Source organism: Njordella calcicola (assembly GCF_056494125.1).
The window spans coordinates 1,481,086-1,496,403 of record NZ_CM151396.1 but is presented as its reverse complement, the minus strand read 5'-3'; the positions used below and the strand labels follow the sequence as shown (position 1 = coordinate 1,496,403).

Genomic DNA, 15,318 nt, shown 5'->3' with positions numbered 1-15,318 from the left:
TCGAGGTCGCTATTGGCAACCCATTCCATCGTTACTTAACCCGCCCCCGACCAGGAAACTCATAATGAAAATCCCTCGCATTGCTCTCGCTTTGGCTCTTAGTGTGGCTGCCCAGCCAAGCCCAATGTTATCTGTGCTGCATGCCGACCAAAGCGACTTTGTGTCCTGGCGGGGAGAGAAGGGCAGGGGTGCGGTGTCGGAAGGCGAATTTCCTACCAATTGGAGCAATGATAACAACGTTGCTTGGCGAGTCAGCTTGCCAGGTCGCGGTGCTTCTACGCCGATCCTGGTGGCAGACAAAATCCTGCTTACTTCCGCTGACGATGCCACCAACCACATTACATGCATTAGCACCTCAGGTAAAGAACTTTGGAAGCTCCAGGCTGGCGTGGCTAGGAAAGGCAAGAACGCGAAGGCCAGCGGCGCCAACTCTTCACCAGTCTCGGATGGAAAATCCGTATTCGCCTACTTTAAAAGTGGTGAGCTAGTGGCCTGCGATCTGAATGGCACCAAACTATGGGAGCTCAACCTGCAAGAGAAGTACGGGGAGGACACCCTCTGGTGGGATTTAGGCACAAGCCCCGTCCTGACTCAAGACGCGGTCGTCATTGCGGTTATGCAATCCGGTCCAAGTTACCTGGTTGCATTGGACAAAACCTCTGGCAAAGAACTTTGGAAGACCGCACGACAGTTCAACGTCAATGATGAATCCAATCAAGCATATACGACACCGGTGGTGGCGACCATTAACGACCAACAAATGCTCTTCACCCTCGGTGCTGACCACTTGACCGCTCACGACAGCAACGGCAAACAGATCTTTGCTGTCGGCGGCTTTAATCCAACGAACCAAAGATTCTTCCGCAGTATCGCTTCTCCAGTTATTGTGGACGACCTTATCATTTGTCCCTACGCGCGCGGTGAATCGATCACAGCGATACGTACTAGCGAGAATCTGGAAAGCAATGACCGCGTCGCATGGAAACGCGAAGACATCGGTACCGATGTGCCAACACCCGCGGTCGCCGATGGTAAGATCTATCTCCTCGGTGACAAGGGAAATCTGACTTGTCTGGATGGAAAAACGGGCCAGACCTTGTTTGAAGGTAGCTTACCCAAAAACCGAACTCCTTTCAGTAGTTCACCAATCCTGGCCGATGGCAAGTTGTACTGTGCCCGCGAAGATGCAACTACGTTTGTTGTCGATGTGACCGATGGCTTCAAGCTTGTGGCTGAAAACAAAGTGGACGGCCAAACAGTGGCCACTCCTCTGCTGCATGCGGGTGCAGTTTATCTGAGGACTTACAGCGAACTGATTTGCATCAAGTAAACACGACTTTGCTCTGCACCGACAAATTCAGCTAGGCTGGCTTATCGAAAGGTTGGCTGCAGTCGCGACAGACTGCAGCCAATTTACGATATGACAAGGCATTGATCGCATCAAAGCTTATTTCACAGCTTTCAAGGAGACGAGTTTCTGACCGTCGTAACCAGGCGTTTTCAACAAGGTCGGCTTTAGATCGGTAACGTCCCAACTCAACAAACGCTGTTGGCCGGCGTAGTACGTGTGATTTCCGTCGACGACGCAGTTGAAAACCTCAACTGGTTCTTGAATGCGCTCGTTAGAAACAACTTCGACACTGGCACCAGCAGTTCGAATTAGCATACCGGCCTGCAGGTCTCGGCTACGTGTCCAACCGCGACCGTTGACCCACCAATAGTGCCCACCAGTGGCTCGCATGCTTGGCCCGTCGGTAAAGCCGATCTGGTACGTTTCGGCGGCCATACGCTTGGTGGTAAGATTCAAAGGCTTTAGCACGTTTTCACCCGTCACGACATCCGTTGAGACGATTAAATCCCCCACTTCCAACGACTCTACAGGACGCAGCCCGTCTGAAGTTTGCACCAGCGTGCCAGCGACCAAACACGACCCGCGAACAATGATCGGCCGAACCTGCCGTAGGTTCGACGCTCCCCGAATTGGCGTCACGATAGGCCCTCTTGTCGTTCCAGGACTCGAGTAGAGTGTCTTGCGCACTTCGGGGCCGTACGCCCTGGCAACGCCAACGGTAGGCTGGGAAACCGAACCTGAGTAATCTAAAACTCGCAATGTGCTTTCACCCTTTGCTACCTCAACGCTCGATTCGTTGTAGGCGGGCCACCAATCCCAATAGGCTTCCGCCGTTGTATCGGCTGGCAACCCAGAAACCGCCGACAAGACGATTTTCAATCTTGTTTGAAAGTCCTGACCTCGTTGAGACACCTCGTCTACTTGGTTTTTCATGTGTTGGGACTCAAGATCAGCTACAGTATCGAGCGCTTTCTTGGCTTGCTCGTTTTGTGCAACTTGGATTGGAACGCCAACAACTTCGCGACTTATTTCCTGATTAGAACTGCTATCGAAACCGACGATAACGCGTCCAAGGTAGCCAGAGGCAAGATGTCTTGGGGCAGTAGAAACCGAGATACTCTTTTCCAACTGCAGTGCGCTTTTTTCGAACCGAGATTCTGTCAGTACAATTTGTTGTAAGGAAAGGCTGCCGTTATTGGTTCGGACTACTTGTTGACGGACCTCCAGTGGCAGTGTGAGCATATCAAGCAAGTCGGGCACGTAAAAATGCTCGTCGTACTCTTTGAGCCCTTGAATTGCAGATTGCCCTGACTGACTAAGCGGACTCTTTAACGCAATAAGGCACAGCGCTTTGCAAGCGGTTTCACTGCGGAATTTTTTGATTGCAGATACAATCGGCAGAGCAATCGAGTCGTCGACTTGCAACGCAGCGTACTGGAGAGCGGGCACCGCGTCTTTTGAAGCAATGCTCTCTAATAAGTCAGCGCCTTTGAGCTTTGTCTTTACATCGCTGGACTGCAACATGGACACAATCTTTTTCACTTGCGGCATGATTTTCTTGGCTGCTTCAATCTGCCTTAACTGCTCTTGCTCCGCAGTCTCAAGCTCTGCTTGCGAGACCCAGCGGCTGCCTAGCCACGTATGTCCAAGTTTCCCACGAGCGACTTGATCGTTTGGATCGTAAGCCAGTACTGCGTTCCAATGAGCGGTTGCATGCACTTTCATTCCGTTCTGGTCACACCATTTTGCAAGTCGCCGATGAGCATCAGCGTCCAACAACTCAACATTTCGCAGCTCACGATACTTTCGCATTTGAGGTGAAAGCTCATCGTCATTGAGCGTTTCGATATCGACCCAGTTTCCTTGGTACAATATTTGGCCCGACTGCCATTTTGCAGCGAGATCCTGGTCGTTCTCCAAAGCTTTCTTGCGATCGATTGCCAAGCCTTTGGACTCGGCCTCGAGCACCTCGGATATCGCCATTCCTTGCTCTCCGGCACTCACAAGTTGGTGTGGGCAGGAGGTGAGACCAACCAGTAAACCGAACATGGAAGAGTAGCCAGCAAACTGCTTGAATATCTGCATACGTAGACAACGCATCGTCTTTAACTCCAAAGAAAAGAGAGGAATTCCGTTGCTTCTCGGACAGGGAAGCACATCCGACTGCTCCTGATTTTACGAAATCGGAAGATGCTGGTGGCAAAATCATGTCGATTTCCGGATTATTTCTTGACGGATATCCGTCAGCCCACTCTTCCCAGGGCCAATTCCCCAACTTATCCGCGATGCAGTTGAGCGAGGTTTATGGTATGTTGAGCTCTAGCGGAAGAAGCCAGTTGCCGTGAACCGGCTGCGGCTACGAACTCCTCTCCTAACCGTCAACCCGAGTGCCGCCATGTACTATCAACGTACTCTTTGTCATTGGTCGATGTGCATCCTTGCGTGTGCTTTGAGTGGCAGTCTACTAGGCCAGAGCGATGGCTCGCTCGCCAGGGCAGTCGTCGCGAAAGCAGCTCTCGCCGAACTGCGGCAACTGAATAAGAACATCAACGACAATAAGTTTGCGATGATTCAGAATCAGCGAAACTTGGCAGAGATCGACAAGCAGCTTTCGATGATTTCGGAATCGCAAAATGTCTTGCAATGGATTCGATTAAGCAACGAGATGTACCGGCAGATGCTGGACAACGACCCGATGCGTAACACCGCTTTTGGCCGGCGACAACAGACCGACGAGGCCATTGTCATTGGCATGCGAAATATGCAAAACAGCCTTGAAATGCAGCAGTTAAGCGCTGCGGGTATGGCCTTGGCAAGGAAACGCATGGACTGTCTTGAGATAGGGCGCAAGCAGTTTGAAGCCCGACACGAATTCATGAAAAGTGCCTATGAACTCCTCGAAAAACTTTGGGACTTTACAGACCTTCCGCGCTACTACGATGAAGCGATCAATCGACACGTCCTAAACGAATTCAAAGATATCAGTGCAGAAGATCCCGTTGGCTTGATAGTACGCGGCATGCTTTATCACCGGCTCAGCGAATACGAATCCGCTGAGAAGGACTTTAGTCACCTGATCAAGAATGAAGCTTGGGTGACGCCTGTGGCGTTGGCCGCTAGAGGCCGGACTTATAATGCGCTCTCGCAGACCAAGAAAGCTCGCGAAGACTTAAGCCAAGCCAAGAAGTTAGCTCAAGATGAAGTGCTCGTACATTGGGTGCTGGCCGTCGGATTTGCGGAAATTTCAGACTGGAAATCCGCGGAAGTGCACTTCCAAAAAGCGCTGGCAAGCAAAAAGTTTTCGCAATCTCTCCATAGAGGATTAGCCTTGGTAAGTTTTGAACGCAGCAAGACTCGCCCGCTCTCGAAACGTGATGCTCTCGAAAATGCTCGATTAGCCAAAGCGCTCGGTACCCAAGAGGATTGGCAAGCCAATGTTGCGCTTGCCGTTGCAGTTGCTGGCAGCGATAAAGCATCCGCCATCGACCACATGGCCAATGCATTGAGCTATACGGAAGGATCATTACAAGAAAAGTGCCTGAAGATCTCGCGAGCCATCGAAGCCGACCAAACGATCGACACAAGCATCCTCTGGACCAATCAATGATCCTCAAGTTCATGCATAAAACAATTTTAAAATACTTCGAGGCTCTTAATTGCTCCTCGGCCTTGTAGCAATGCGCCTTGCAAACAACGCTCGGCAGAGTTTGCGAGTTGCTCAAACGTGAAGGCTCGTGTCGGACAGCTTACCGTGGCCGCTCCGCATGAGACTGCACATCTTTCGGAACTGTGATTCGACGTTGCAATGGTATACTCATTCGACAAAATAGACTCGCGTGCAAGCCGAGTCACCTGAGTGCGGTCTAGGTCTTGAAAAAGTATCGACAGATCGCCCGATGCGTTGAGGAAGGAAATCAATACAGGAGCGGTGGTCGCATTCTTGAGCGATCGGTAAGCCTGAGAATGCCAGTCGAGCAATTGAGCTCCATATGCAGGAAGCGCAAGCCCAGTTGTCAGAGAGATAGCTCTGACTCGTAATAACGAAATGGTTGATTGCTCCATTCGACAGTTATCGACAAACTGTTCAAGCAGTTTTGCCAGTTGCGGATCGTTGGCGGCGCGAATCTCACTGCGAACGGGCTTGTTCTGGTCCTGTGATGTTGCCAAGACCTCGATATGCAATTGATCAAGATAATCTTGGGTCTTGTCCAGTGTTTTCTCGCAGGCAGCCGCGCCAGAAAGTTTTTCTTGAGGGACTTCCGGGCCATCTTTTCGCACAAAGCTTGACTTACTTTCAATCGCTCGCTTTTGGTCTGGAAGCTCGGCGCAGTCGTTGCCCGACGCAGCGTTGGAATCTTGAAAAGCGTTATTAATACATTGTTCATTTAAAAGCTGAGGCTTGCTCAAGTCGCTCGCCAAGCATTTAATCAATTTCGAATTTAATTCCGATATTTGTTTCCAATCGATTCGATGGCAATTAATCGAGCTGGGGATCGTAATGACATCACCGCCACTGCACCAATGGTAAACCACAGACCAATGCGATTTCTCATGGCCAGCAAAATCCATTTCGACAGCCCACTGGGTACCAATGGCAGCAACGAATTGTTGGGTGATGGCCGGAACCGATAATCCAAAATCCCTTTCGATCGCGGTATGAGCGTTGGTATTGGCGTCTAGTGCATGGTCGAGGTAGGGGACGAGATCCCCGCCGACTTGGCGATTGATCTCATACACAACCAAGTTATCAACGCATGCTGCCAGACAACTGCGCAGTAGATCGGACCAAGTAGCGGACTGTGATGGAAAAAACAGATTCGATAAACCTCTGCCGGTCATCGATTTAGTCATGAAATGCTGGGACGTTTGTGAGGACCGCTTTAAGGCCCACTGCAGCAATTTTACCAAAGACTGGATCTGCGCCATCGCAGTTTTTGCATCGCTGCCTTGAGGACGCTGGTGGCTTTGCATTAAACCGAACAGGCTCGCGATCACTCGACTCGCAGGGTGAATATCGTCCGCGACCCATGTGGAATTGATTTGTCCATAGCCATCGACGGCTAACAACAACTGACTCAACTGGGGATCTTTAGACAAACGCGCAGCCAAGGCGTTTGAACGCAATTTGGTGTCAGCGATCTTGGCTTCAGCAGTTGGTACGGGAACAGCTAATGCGGCTTTCGACTGAGTCATAGATTGTAATGAATTTAACGATTAATTGGCCTCCATGGACCGACAGTCTCAAAGACCGCCCAGTCCTAGTATGTGCAAATCGTAGGTCATATTAGCGGCAACGGTTAGAATTTTTGCAACTGTTCGCTGGATCGATTGGATACCGCAGTTACTACATAATTGAAAAGTAGTTATCGACAGCGAAGTCCATGAGCTCAGGTTTCATTTCCATAGGTACTTGGTTGTAGTGGCAGTACGAGCGGATTTGAAGCAGCAAGTCTCGTGGATGGCAGTTGCGGAAGGGACGATTCAGTGGCTTGTAGTGCTTCTCGATCAGATAATCCACACAGGCTGGGTCATAGGGAATCTTGAGTGCTTTGGCCATGATTTCGAACAAGCGGCGAAACACCTCTTCCGAAGGATTAGGCACTTCAATTTTGTAGGGAATGCGTCGTAGGAACGCGTCATCTACAAGATTTTTAGGTTCAAGGTTCGTACTGAAGATGACCAATTGGTCGAAGGGGACCTGAGTTTTCTTGCTACCTGAAATGCTAAGGAAGTCGTAGCGTTTTTCTAGCGGGACGATCCATCGATTCAGCAGTTCATCGACGGTCATGCGTTGGCGACCGAAGTCGTCGATCAAGAGCACCCCGCAGTTGCTTTTCAGTTGCAAAGGTGCATCAGCGATATTGGTGTCGTGGTTGTGATGAACCTCCAACATATCCATGGTTAGCTCTCCACCTGCAATGATGGTGGGGCGGCGGATTCGAACCCAGCGATGGTCGAAAGGACTATCGATTAGCAAACCGTCACCGACAGAATGCGGACACTCTTCGTGAACTTGAGGGTCAAAAATCCGCATAATCGCACCGTCTTGTGAAACGGCGCGTGGCACCCAGATATACTCACCGAAGGCGCGGGTAACGCGTTCTGCGATGCTTGTTTTTCCGTTGCCCGGATAGCCATACAAGAACATCCCGCGCCCGCTGTTGACGGCAGGTCCCAAACGCGAGAGAAGCTTGGGTGGAATCAATAGATCGCGAAAAGCGTTTTGTAGATTCTCGCGGCTTGGGTGTTGCTTTTCAACCGATTGGAGTCCGACTGACTCGATATAGTCATTGATTGGAACGGGAGCCGCGCCGAAGTAGGTACAGGCGGCATTGAAGCGTCGTGCTCGCTCGCGGCCAGCATCGGTCAATACGTGAATGTAATCATGCACGGCGGTGGAACCGACATACGCCACGATTTGCTGAGCTTTCATCCGCAAGAGCGTCGGCTCAAGCAAACGAAAAGGCAGTCGTAGTTGGTCGGCGATAGAGCGGCCAGTGGACTCACCGACGCTAAGTAGATATTTGGACGCCAGCTCTTCGACTAAGCGATCATGAATTCCAGCGTGCTGCATCGACGTGGGCTCGACAGGCACGATAGGTTCGTCGCGTTGGTCGGTTACTTTAAAAAGCTTGCGTTTTTGGGGCGAAATCAGCTCCGCGTTTCCAGCGCTGGCAGCTTTGTTGGTGTGGCGGGCTTCCTGGGGAGATTGAACTGCTGGCGTATCCGTTAGCTCGGACAAGCGAAGCAACGAATCGGCGGCGTTCGCGGAACGAAGTTCGGCCTCGGGACTGGAAGGGGACGAATTCTCGTAAGGATTGGAGCCAGCGTTTTCGCGGCGTTCGCTTTTGTCACCTGCAAGGCGTCGAATGCGATCGATAGCAGCTTCAAGAGCTGCGTCTTGGTTTCGAACTGAGTTTTTGCCGTCCAACATTGAAAGCCTGACATTTTTGGGAGAAGAAATGGATTCGACTGAAGTCAGCGGTCACCTTGGTCGATAAATGGGGCTCGCAACATGCGACAAACCTTGGAAATGCTTCATTTCTCAAGTTATCGGTCGCGTTTTGCGGAATGCTTTGAGAGCTAGAAGAACGCAGGAGTGCAACGTTTGCGTAAGGTGTGATGGGGTTAGAAGCTTGGAAGATTAAGTATCGGAAAAGAATTTCCCCAAAAATCGAAAGAGCCCCTTGCACAAGCAGGCCGACATTCGTATCTTCTTGCCTCCTCGCTGACGGGAACAGTCGCAAGCGAAAGCAAGCGATTCAGTTGCTAACGAAAGTTAGTAACGAAAAAAATTCCCGAAACGTGTTGACAGCCAAACTGTGAAGCGATAAACTGTCTGACCCGCGAAAACGATCGCAAGATCGAATTCAGCGAGTAAACCTAGAACTGGCAACGGTTTTAGTAAATTGATCTTTGACAATCTGGTAGATGACCTCTTGTTGAAAACGTCAAGTTTTCTTGAGTAAGTTTTGTTTGAATTTAAGTCGTCGGGTAATGACCATGACCGACGCAAAGGCTCAAGGCCTTCTTTGGTTAAAAGCAAACCTGGCGAGCAATCGTTAGGAATGAAAACACAAGTGAAGGGTTTGATCCTGGCTCAGAATGAACGTTGGCGGCGTGGATTAGGCATGCGAGTCGTGCGCGAATTGTAGCAATACAAGGAGAGCGGCGAAAGGGAGAGGACAACGTGGGAATCTGCCCTCGGGACGGGGATAGCGGCGGGAAACTGCCGGTAATACCCGATAATATCTTTGGATCAAAGGTGTGATTCCGCCCGGGGATGAGCCCACGCCCTATTAGCTTGTTGGCGGGGTAATGGCCCACCAAGGCAATGATGGGTAGCTGGTGTGAGAGCATGACCAGCCTCATTGGCACTGAGACACTGGCCAGACACCTACGGGTGGCTGCAGTCGAGAATCTTCGGCAATGGACGAAAGTCTGACCGAGCGACGCCGCGTGCGGGATGAAGGCCCTTGGGTTGTAAACCGCTGTCGTAGAGGAGCAAAGGTATTGGGGTTATCCCCTTTATTTGAGTGATTCTAGGAGGAAGGAGAGGCTAAGCTCGTGCCAGCAGCCGCGGTAAGACGAGCTCTCCAAACGTTATTCGGTATCACTGGGCTTAAAGAGTTCGTAGGCGGCTCTACAGGTGAGATGTGAAAGCCCACGGCCTAACCGTGGAATTGCGTTTCAAACCGTAGGGCTAGAGGGATGCAGGGGTATGCGGAACAGATGGTGGAGCGGTGAAATGCGTTGATATCATCTGGAACACCGGTGGCGAAAGCGGCATACTGGGCATTTTCTGACGCTGAGGAACGAAAGCTAGGGTAGCGAACGGGATTAGATACCCCGGTAGTCCTAGCCGTAAACGATGAGCACTAGTCTGGGGGGACCCTCACATCCTCCCGGACGTAGCGAAAGTGTTAAGTGCTCCGCCTGGGGAGTATGGTCGCAAGGCTGAAACTCAAAGGAATTGACGGGGGCTCACACAAGCGGTGGAGGATGTGGCTTAATTCGAGGCTACGCGAAGAACCTTATCCTAGTCTTGACATGCTTAGGAATCTCCGTGAAAGCGGGGAGTGCCCTTCGGGGAGCCTTTGCACAGGTGCTGCATGGCTGTCGTCAGCTCGTGTCGTGAGATGTCGGGTTAAGTCCCTTAACGAGCGAAACCCCTATCTCTAGTTGCCAGCGCGTAATGGCGGGGACTCTAGAGAGACCGCCGGCGTTAAGCCGGAGGAAGGTGGGGATGACGTCAAGTCCTCATGGCCTTTATGATTAGGGCTGCACACGTCCTACAATGCAACATACAAAGGGAAGCAAACTCGTGAGAGCAAGCAAATCTCAAAAAGTGTTGCTCAGTTCGGATTGCAGGCTGCAACTCGCCTGCATGAAGCTGGAATCGCTAGTAATCGCGGGTCAGCATACCGCGGTGAATGTGTTCCTGAGCCTTGTACACACCGCCCGTCAAGCCACGAAAGTTGGGAGGGCCCGAAGTCACTGAGCTAACCCGCAAGGGAGGCAGGTGCCGAAGGCCAGCTCGATGATTGGGACTAAGTCGTAACAAGGTAGCCGTAGGGGAACCTGCGGCTGGATCACCTCCTTTCTAAGGATTTCTGTCTCGCTAGTGGTGACACCAGCAGGCAACCGTGAGACACGACTTACTCGTTAGAGGTCATCAAACAGATTTTATAAGAGACCCGGCAGTGGAAACACTGCCGGGTTTTTTTATTTCCATTTCGCAAGCCTCCACTTTGGCTCTGCTATACTATCAACTCGCAAGTCTCTATAGACTCGCTAGCCGAATAGTTTCTTTATCCCTTCGTAGATCATGAACGTCGCTCACTGGACTGATCCACCCGAATCCCGCATGCTTCTGCATGACATCTCTTGGGAAACTTTTGAAGCACTAGCCGACGAGCGCAGCGGTAGTGTTCCGCGTATGACTTATGACGAAGGTCTGCTTGAATTGATGAGCCCCCTGAGACAACACGAAAGCATCGGTCGTTTAATTGGACGGCTAGTTGAAACGTACACAGAAGTTCACAATATCGAGATTCAGTCCGTTGCGTCGACAACATTCAAACGCAAAGACATGAAAAAGGCATTTGAAGCGGATGAAGCCTACTATGTGACGCATGCAGAATTAATCCGGCCTAAAGAGGAAGTTAATCTGAATTTAGATCCGGCTCCAGACCTGGTCGTTGAAGTCGAATTAACTTCCTCCGCAATATTCAAGATGAAACTGTTCGCCAAGATGGGAGTTCCCGAAGTCTGGCGACATGACGGAGAACACTTACAAATGAATCGTCTGACCGACGGCAATTACCGGCCTATCGTTTCAAGCACCGAGATACCAGGGCTTACCATTTTTACAATTGAACATTGGCTGAGCAAACGATTTGAAATCGGCGAAACGAAACTTATTCGGGAATTCCGGAAGTCGCTCGGTTAATCGCGGTGAGACAATAACTCGAAAGCGACTGCGATTGTCAACTCTCTAGGGATTTCTTTCTCGCTCGTTGTGGTTGACACTAGGCATCCGCGAGACACAACTACTCGTTAGAGGTCATCAAACAGATTAGATTCTATTAGAGAACTTACAGCAGCAACTCGCTGCAAGAAAAAACCACCTAGACTCCCAACGGATACCAAGATTTTCAATGAGCCAAAATATTTTCTCAGGATGTATTCCCGCCTTGATGACGCCTTGCAGCAGCGATCGCAGTGTGGACTTTGATGCGTTGGTCAAAAAAGGACAAGAACTGATTGCGATCGGAATGCGTGCTGTCGTATATTGTGGTTCGATGGGTGACTGGCCGTTGCTGAGCGATGACGTACGCATGGAAGGGGTCGCTCGATTGGTCGATGCAGGCGTTCCCGTCGTGGTCGGCACCGGTGCGCAGAACACATCGCTGGCGGTTGCGCATGCGGCTCATGCACAGCAGGTTGGAGCAGCAGGATTGATGGTCATTCCCCGCGTCTTATCCCGCGGCAGTTCACCAACAGCGCAGTTGGCTCATTTTTCTGCCATTCTAAATGCCGCTCCTAAAGTGCCCGCGGTCATTTACAACAGTCCCTATTATGGATTCGAGACCAAAGCGGATATGTTCTTCTCGTTGCGGAAGAAACATCCGAATCTCGTTGGCTTCAAAGAGTTTGGCGGAGCGGATTCATTAACCTACGCTGCGGAACACATTACAAGTGGCGATCCTAGCTTGGCGTTGATGGTCGGCGTGGACACTCAGGTTTATCATGGTTTTGTTAACTGCGGTGCCTGTGGTTCCATCACCGGAGTCGGCAATGCATTGCCAAAAGAAATATTGCGATATGTGGCGCTATGCGAGCAAGCCGCTGCCGGCGATGCAGTTGCAAATCGACTTGCATTAGAACTTCGAGACGCGTTGCACGTGCTATCGACTTTTGATGAAAGTCCTGACTTGGTGCTTTACTATAAGCGTTTGATGGTACTGGAGGGCAATGCGGAGTACGAATTGCAAATCAATCCCAACGACTATCTTTCGTCCAGTCAGCTTGCTTTGATCGATCAGCAATGGAAGCAGTTTCGCCAATGGTGGAAAAACTGGCCTGGCAAAATTTAGCAACAGGCCCGCCAGACGGAAAACGCCGTTCTGGAAATTCTCCTCTTTTGTTTTCATTGAGTCCCGTCATGCATTACATAGATTCTCATACCGCAGGCGAGCCGACGCGGGTCATCGTCAGCGGTGGGCCTGACTTGGGTAGCGGCCCCCTTTCGGAGCGCTTAGTCCAATTTCGCGAAAATTTTGACGATTTGCGCAGTTTCATAGTGAATGAACCTCGAGGGTACGATGCATTGGTGGGAGCCTTGTTGTGTGCTCCGGTTGATCCAACTTGTGACAGCGGAGTGATCTTTTTCAACAACAAAGGATACCTTAATATGTGTGGGCATGGCGCGATTGGAGTCGCTGTGACGCTCGCGCATTTAGGCCGCATTAAGGCACCGGACTGTAAGTTAGAGACATCCGTCGGATGCGTTCATGCGAAATTGCATAACCGCAATCGAGTGACGATTGAGAATGTGCCCAGCTTTGTTTATCGCACCAACATCTCCGTAGAAGTGACCGGTTATGGAATATTGGTGGGCGATATTGCTTGGGGAGGGAATTGGTTTTTCTTGATTGAGGCCAGCCCCGTGCTGATCGAGCCGTCAAGAATAGCGGAATTAAATTCGCTGGGCCAGAAAGTCCGGGATGCATTGGAACGAGACGGGATTTGTGGCGAGGGCGGAGCTTTGATTGATCATGTTGAATTTTTTGGTCCTCCCAGCCTACCGCAGGCACACAGCAAAAATTTTGTTTATTGCCCTGGGGGTGCCTATGATCGTTCCCCGTGCGGCACAGGCACCAGCGCGAAACTTGCTTGTTTGGCAAAGAAAGGAACCCTGCAAGTTGGCGAGACTTGGATTCAGGAAAGTATCATTGGCAGCCAATTTGAAGCGAGCTTTCGGTGGCACGGCGATGGTCGCATTATCCCCAGCATAACCGGCGAAGCATACCTTTGCAGTGAAGGTAAGCTGATACAAGAAGCCAATGATCCATTTCGGTTTGGAATTGTGGTCAAATAGGTCCGCGGCCTAAAGGCCCCTTGAAGTCGGATCGACGAGTTCTAGCACTATGAATCGGTTAGCGTACCGACTGGCTGGACGTCGGCCACCGATCCGTTAATCAGCGGTATGCACGCCCGTCACTTTCGTGTCGATAGGGAGCGGTGTCGGGCGAATCGTAAAACTTAACCCGGGCGTCTTTTTGCGATTGATCGCGTGCGCGATCTCTGCACGCAGTCGCCCAGATTGCTTGTTGAGGGATTCCAGAATCGACGGCAAATCGTTGATGGGGACCGGCTCCAAGGGCTCAACGACAACCAATAAATGCCCGGTGTTGGGAGCTGGCAAAACCTCCGCAACACGAACGGCAAGTTCCTCGCTCAGTTCCTCGTTGACGCAATACTCCAGCGTACGTTGAACTTGGCTGCAGAGTTGCAGGGCCTTATAGTTATTTGAGTTTGATGAGCGTTTCATAGAGTTTTAGACGCCGCCCAGGCAGGCCAGGTTCACTGCTACTTCAGTCGGAAATCTGCAGGTTTCTTGTTCTGCTTCTGAAAAAAGTCGGGGGTTTGGCTAAAACCAAAAAAGGTTGGTTCGTAGCTACCGGGTATTTCGACGGAGTTGGATTGGGGAATAAGTTCTTGCCACCCTAAGGCCCAATAAGTTGCATTGACCACTAATCGCCGCAAGCCTTCATTTTGCAAGTCGACAGAGGAACACATCGTGGAACAAAAGATTTTTCCTTCTTGCCCGTCCTTGAACTGGTAAGGCTTGGTCCAAGCCAACGGCATCATAGGCTCATTTCGCCCATCGGTTACTGGAGGGTCGGTTGGTTCCATCCCCGCGAGCACTTGGCCGCGCAGCAGAATATTTGCCTCTGCTGGCAAATGGACGACACCGTAGACGTCACTAGGTGCCCACACGTCGTCGACGCCTTTGAGAATTGGGTGAGCTTCTTGGCCCGGTTCTACGACGGCTCGAGCGGATTCCGATTTATGCTTCCCATGATGTGAATGCCAAGTCTCACCGATAATGTTTTGTCCAAATCCACCAGCCCAGTTTCGATTATTCCAGGACCACTCTTTGTAGGAACTGTCGCTGTTTCTTGGAAAATCAAATGGGTGTGTGGCCGTCCGCAGCGCGATAATGGGCTTACCTGCTTTGACATAATCCTCGAACAGCTTCATTTGTTCGTCGGGCCAAGAACGAAAGCGAGTGAAAAGGATCATTGCATCCGCGTCGGCCAGATGCTCCAACCCGGAGTTATGAAAGTGGTAGTTGGGGTCAACGCATTGGCAATCCGGATTGATACTGAATGAAACGATGCAATTCATACCATGTTGTTCGGCCAGGATTTGGGCCAGCATGGGAAGCGCCTCTTCGCTGCGGTATTCGTCATCGCCACTGATCAGCACTATTTTGGGCGGTTTTTCTATGCCTGCCGGAAGTTTGTCGAGGTTACCATCAAACTCCAGAATCGAGAAATCCGCGGCCGCTGGCTCGTTGCGAGCAGCGGTCTCTTGTGCGGCGGCCAGATGAAAATTCGCGGCAATTAGCAGAGCGAAAATAGCCAATAATCTGAGAGGGCGAAGCGAATCTATGGAACTCATGGGGTTGTGCGTGGTTTGAGAGGAATACGATCGTTATGGAACTTTGGCGGGAAATGGGCGTCGAAACAGCAGGGCCAGAACATCCTTCCAGCGAAAATCTTCCGATTACGTCGATTGTACTGCAAAATTTGGCAGCCGGATGCCGACATTTATAATTGCACGAGTGTAACAATCGTCCCCTGAGGGTCGCTTAAGTAAAGTAGGTAATTCTGGCTAGCTGGGCACTAGCCGCCGTCTTGATACTCATCATCTGGTGGTTTTCCGAAAGTTCTTCG

At 51.0% G+C, this 15,318-nt stretch carries 10 protein-coding genes and 1 rRNA gene; 6 read left to right on the top strand and 5 right to left on the bottom strand.

Going from position 1 to position 15,318, the window contains the following annotated elements; genetic code table 11:
• The first annotated feature begins 64 nt into the window (after positions 1-64).
• Positions 65-1,330: an outer membrane protein assembly factor BamB family protein gene (locus SH302x_RS05645; protein ID WP_479367754.1), complete on the top strand. Its 1,266-nt coding sequence runs from the start codon at positions 65-67 to the stop codon at positions 1,328-1,330.
• Positions 1,331-1,447: 117 nt separating this feature from the next.
• On the opposite strand, the gene SH302x_RS05640 is transcribed toward SH302x_RS05645, so the two are convergent.
• On the bottom strand, positions 1,448-3,451 hold the full coding sequence (locus tag SH302x_RS05640; protein WP_479367753.1) for a polymorphic toxin-type HINT domain-containing protein: 2,004 nt from the start codon (positions 3,449-3,451) through the stop codon (positions 1,448-1,450).
• A 295-nt stretch (positions 3,452-3,746) separates the two neighbouring features.
• Between SH302x_RS05640 and SH302x_RS05635 the strand changes: the two genes are divergently transcribed.
• Positions 3,747-4,958, top strand: coding sequence for a tetratricopeptide repeat protein (locus SH302x_RS05635; protein ID WP_479367752.1), 1,212 nt, complete (start codon positions 3,747-3,749; stop codon positions 4,956-4,958).
• Positions 4,959-4,984: 26 nt separating this feature from the next.
• Here the strand turns inward: SH302x_RS05635 and SH302x_RS05630 are convergent, their stop codons facing one another.
• Together SH302x_RS05630 and SH302x_RS05625 are read right to left on the bottom strand one after the other, a co-directional pair.
• Positions 4,985-6,544: a hypothetical protein gene (locus SH302x_RS05630; protein WP_479367751.1), complete on the bottom strand. Its 1,560-nt coding sequence runs from the start codon at positions 6,542-6,544 to the stop codon at positions 4,985-4,987.
• 151 nt (positions 6,545-6,695) lie between these two features.
• On the bottom strand, positions 6,696-8,285 hold the full coding sequence (locus tag SH302x_RS05625) for a DUF8689 domain-containing protein (protein WP_479367750.1): 1,590 nt from the start codon (positions 8,283-8,285) through the stop codon (positions 6,696-6,698).
• 643 nt (positions 8,286-8,928) lie between these two features.
• Between SH302x_RS05625 and SH302x_RS05620 the strand changes: the two genes are divergently transcribed.
• The 4 genes from SH302x_RS05620 to SH302x_RS05605 all read left to right on the top strand — a co-directional run bounded on the left by SH302x_RS05620 (position 8,929) and on the right by SH302x_RS05605 (position 13,454).
• Positions 8,929-10,454: ribosomal RNA gene (locus SH302x_RS05620) — 16S ribosomal RNA — on the top strand.
• Between the two features lie 225 nt (positions 10,455-10,679).
• Positions 10,680-11,303 carry a Uma2 family endonuclease gene (locus SH302x_RS05615; protein ID WP_479367749.1) on the top strand — a complete coding sequence of 208 codons (624 nt, stop codon included), beginning with the start codon at positions 10,680-10,682 and terminating at the stop codon, positions 11,301-11,303.
• 208 nt (positions 11,304-11,511) lie between these two features.
• Positions 11,512-12,450 (top strand): dihydrodipicolinate synthase family protein, encoded by a 939-nt coding sequence (locus SH302x_RS05610; protein ID WP_479367748.1) that lies wholly within the window; start codon positions 11,512-11,514, stop codon positions 12,448-12,450.
• A gap of 68 nt (positions 12,451-12,518) precedes the next feature.
• Positions 12,519-13,454: a proline racemase family protein gene (locus tag SH302x_RS05605; RefSeq protein WP_479367747.1), complete on the top strand. Its 936-nt coding sequence runs from the start codon at positions 12,519-12,521 to the stop codon at positions 13,452-13,454.
• Positions 13,455-13,550: 96 nt separating this feature from the next.
• Here the strand turns inward: SH302x_RS05605 and SH302x_RS05600 are convergent, their stop codons facing one another.
• Both SH302x_RS05600 and SH302x_RS05595 read right to left on the bottom strand, forming a co-directional pair.
• Positions 13,551-13,907 carry a hypothetical protein gene (locus SH302x_RS05600; RefSeq protein ID WP_479367746.1) on the bottom strand — a complete coding sequence of 119 codons (357 nt, stop codon included), beginning with the start codon at positions 13,905-13,907 and terminating at the stop codon, positions 13,551-13,553.
• 38 nt (positions 13,908-13,945) lie between these two features.
• Positions 13,946-15,043 carry a ThuA domain-containing protein gene (locus SH302x_RS05595; protein ID WP_479367745.1) on the bottom strand — a complete coding sequence of 366 codons (1,098 nt, stop codon included), beginning with the start codon at positions 15,041-15,043 and terminating at the stop codon, positions 13,946-13,948.
• Between the last annotated feature and the right edge of the window lie 275 nt (positions 15,044-15,318).